Here is a 4161-nt window from a genome sequence, read left to right as displayed (position 1 = left end):
ACCACCGCAACATCCTCACGCAAAACGAAAAAATCATCAGCCCCAACAGGGGCGTCGTTCCGCCCGAGGATCGTGAGGACCAATTCGGCCGTGGATGAGCCATCCGGGTCGGCGACCGTGACCAGGACCGTTTCGGTCGTGCGCATACCGGCGGCCAGCCCTTCGAACTCACCGGCGGGGTCGAACACCAGCCCCGCATCGGTCAGGCGCAAGATCCCGCGGTCCGGCTGGGTGACGCCAACGACCTCCACTGTCTGCCCATCGACTTCGATGTCATTCGCGGTGACATCGACCGGCGACGGGCCATCTTCGCCAACTTCGATGCTATCCGCCACGGCGGTCACGACATCGGGTGTGCCTTCGATGGAAACCATCACACGCGCTTGCGAGGTCGCACCGTGTTCATCGGCGACGACGTAGTGCACCGCCGCCTCGCCGAACAGGTTGGCCTCTGGTGTGAAGACGATCGTCGCCTCGTCCTCAACCGTCACAGTGCCGAAGTCGCTTGTCGCGCTGATCACTTTCAGGACCGCGCCGTCGTCCACATCTGTATCGTTGGCAAGAGGGTTGAAGCGCAGCGTGCCGTCTTCCAGCATCGTCGCGGTGTCGTCCCAGGCCACCGGCGCATCGTTGCGGCCTTCGACCACCAATTCGGCGGTGTAGTCGACCGCCTCGCCGCTGGGGTCGTCGACAGTGAAGCCGAATTCTGACGTCGCCGTCTGGCCGACAGCGAGCCCCTCGAACGATTGGTTGGTATCAAGCAGCGCCGTCCCGTCACGGGTGATGGTAAGCCGCGCGGCAAGACCCGGGAAGATCTCAAGCAGCCGCCCTATCGACAAAGCACCGTCCAGAACCCCGGCCAGAGTGCCGTTGATTCCATCGAGCAATCCGTCCGCGGCGACGTCGCCTTCGGCGTCTTCCGAAAACACAAGTTGGGCCACGGGGGCATCTGGAACCCCGGCAATTTCGACTATGAAGCTGTCGGAAACACCGGTGAACCGGTCGGTTCCCAAGGCCACGTCTTCCAGCTTGAAAAGCCGCAACTCATCGCTTTCCAGACCGCTTTGGTCAACCGCGAAGCTGCCGATTTGTGCCTGTATCTGCTCGAAGATCAGTCCCTGCGCCTCTTCGGCCAACCCGAAGGGAAGTTCAAACAGCGCCTCGTCGAACAGGGACGCGAAGTTCAGGCTGCCGAGATCGTCGAGCCCGTATTCGTCGGTGATCTTGACGGCGGCATAGTCGAGATTGATCGGATAGGTGCGCTGCTGCGCCCCGGCGCCCAGAGACAGCTGCGCCTGCATGTGGGTTTCAAGCAGCTTCAGCACCGGTTCGATATCGAACCGCAGCCGGTAGTCGTAGTCTACCTCGCCGGAATAGCCGTAGGTCACTTGCCCCTCAAGGGTTTCGCCGGGCCTTCCGTCGGCTATAAAGGTTGCGACCTCTCCCAGGCCGGTCTCTACGTCGAAGCCGCCGGACGAATAGGTCACGCTAACGTCGTCGGGGTCGAATTCGACGATCTGCACAAGATCAATCCCGGCTTCGGCAGTGAAATCGACCATATCGAACTGGGCCGAGACAGCCAGGTCAAAGCCCCGCGCCACACTGATCATGAAATCAACGAACTGGTCGATGGCGTTGGTCACGCCCCCGGTCGCATTGCTGGCCATGCTGCTCAAGGCGCCAAGGAAATCGCCAAGCGCGCCAGCGAGTTTTGTGGCCTGATCGGTTCCGGTGGTTGCGATCTCGTTGATCTTTGTCAGCGCCGAGGTGAACACGCTAGCGTCGACAATACTGTATCGGCCCAGCACGCCCAGGATCGAATTGATCGCGCTGCCCGCCCCACCGACATTCAGAGCCTGAAGGCTGGACAAGGCGTCCGACATCAGGTCGACGGCGGGGTTTTCGACAACCCAGCGAAACACGTCGCTCGGAAGCTCGGCCAACCCGGTCAGCACGGCCTTTAGGTTTGCGCCAAAGGCATCCAGTTTCGCCGGCGCCAGGTTGCCCGAAGCGTCCAGCAGACTGTTACTGTCAAGTCGCGGGATCGTTGAAAGCGGGTTGCCCGGGATCGCCGATACACCCGGAATACCCCGCACCACTCCGATTAACGTGTTGAACACGTCTATGAGCGGATTGAAGGCCGTGGCAACCAGCTCCACCGGACGAATGGAGGTGGTGTCCTCGAACCCTTGTTCTACAAATCCAGAGATTTGCGGCGCAAGCTCAAGCGCCGCCTTGGCGCCAATCCCGGCCAAAAGGATTTTCGGCGTCGCGGGCGTTGGATTGAGCAACGCCTTTTCAATTGCGTTGTCGACGGCTTCTTTCGCCAATCCAAGCGCGACTTTCTCGAAATCCACCTCGACCCCGAACAGCCGCGTGCTTTGTTCAACCTCGATCCCCTGGGGACCCGCCCGGTCAGCGGTTTCGCGCCCGCCAAGCCCGTCGTCTTCAAAACCCTCGATCTCTTCGACATTCCCGAACGGCAGCGTTGCCTTGATCGTAAGGCCCTCGATGATCTCAAGCCCGTCGGCACCGAACACCTCCCGAAGCCGCGCCACGGCGTCGTCGATATCGTTGTCGGTCAGAACCTGTTCGATATCCGCACGGGTCAGCCGCACGGCGTCTTCGCCCAGACCTTCTTCGACAAAGAACCCCACCCCGAATTCGTCGAACCCGTCGTAGTCGTTGAACCGTGCCCGATCGAACCGGTCGACGATTTGCGACGCGCGCAGCTCGGTGGTCTCGTCGCCAGATCCGACCGTGAAGGTCACCGCCGTGACCTCGCCAATCGCGGTCAGCGCCCGGTCGACCTCACTAGCCACCGCTTTGCCGGCCTCGGCGCGCGTGTCTGATGTCGAAGTTGCGAACGTATCAAAGGCCGCCACGAAATCCGCCACGCCAATTGTTGCCAACCCGTCCAACAGATCAATCGCCGAGAATGAGAAATTCGCCGCCAGTGGCACCGGCGAAGCCGCTTCGGCCAGCGGCTTGAGATCAATTTCGCCCTGCAATCCAAGTCGGCCCTCGAACAACCCATCGATATCAAGCCCAAGGAAATCCTGTGTGCCAATGGAAAACCCGACGTCCTTGAGTCGCAATTCGGCCAGGTTGTAGCCCGCGCCAACTTCGAAATGGGTCAGCCCCACAGTTTCAAGCGCTGTGGTGGGTGACTGGGCTGTCATGCTCTGGGTGAAAAACTGATACTGCGCCCCGGCTTCAACCGGTGCGTTGGGAAGGCGGAAGTCAAAGCTCGCTGGCTGGAAAAAGGCCGTCTGGCCCAACGAGGCAAGGTCGATGTCCCAGTTCAACTGCGCCTGTATTCGGGCCGCAAGGTCAAACTCCGGGCCGGCAAACACCGGCCCCGAAGGCGCATCCAACGGGTTGGGGAACTCGGCCAGGACTGACACCAGCGCGTCAATCTTGCTGCCGAAATCCTGCACCACCGGGCGCGGGTCGCTCGCGCGATTGTCGTTGTTGTCAGACGCACTGATCGCCACGCTCGTGGGCGTGCGCGATACTTCGATCGTCGTGTCGATATCGAAGAGATTGAGGTCGAGCATCCTGTCAAGATCAATCGCGCCATCCTCGGGCGTGAGCGCCGAAAGCACATCCGTTGGTCCAAGTTGCGTAAAAGTGCCGATCACCTCGCGCGCTTCGGCCGCCGTCGGGTCGAACGGTGCGCCCTCCCCCGGCGGCGGTGGCGCTGTTGCAGCCGCCCCGACGGTGACCGTCACGGTGCCCTCATCAAAGGCACCTTTGCCATCGCTCACCACATAGGTCACTTTCGTGTCGCGGGTCTCACCGCGCGCCACGTCGTCAAAATCCGTGCCCGCATCGAACACGAAGCTGCCATCGGTCTTGATCGCGAACCGCCCGCCCGTATCCCCGCTCACCACCAACCGCGTGCTTTCGACCAGGTTCCCGTCGATCCGTTCAAGCACGGTCTCTTCCGTTCCGCCGATCACATCGACCACGCGCGGTACATCGCCCAGATCGATGTCGCTGTCATTGGTCAGCAACCCCTCGATCTCGCCAACGAACAAGGCCCGCCGCCCAGCCCCCCCATACAGGTCGTCCTCGGCCGTCACGGCATCGTTGTCGCCCGTGATTGTGACGGTGAGGGATTGGGTGTCGGTTGTGCCGTGTTCGTCGCTGACGGTG

At 61.6% G+C, this 4161-nt stretch carries 1 protein-coding gene; it reads right to left on the bottom strand.

Annotation, left to right across the window (positions count from 1 at the left end; translation table 11 throughout):
- The coding region (locus MN188_RS17510; RefSeq protein WP_242110627.1) for a tandem-95 repeat protein at positions 1 to 4161 on the bottom strand (4161 nt) is incomplete at both ends.

Source organism: Aliiroseovarius subalbicans (genome assembly GCF_022678625.1).
In the GTDB taxonomy this organism is placed as follows: Bacteria; Pseudomonadota; Alphaproteobacteria; order Rhodobacterales; family Rhodobacteraceae; genus Aliiroseovarius_A; species Aliiroseovarius_A subalbicans.
This window is presented reverse-complemented; position numbering and strand designations above follow the sequence as displayed.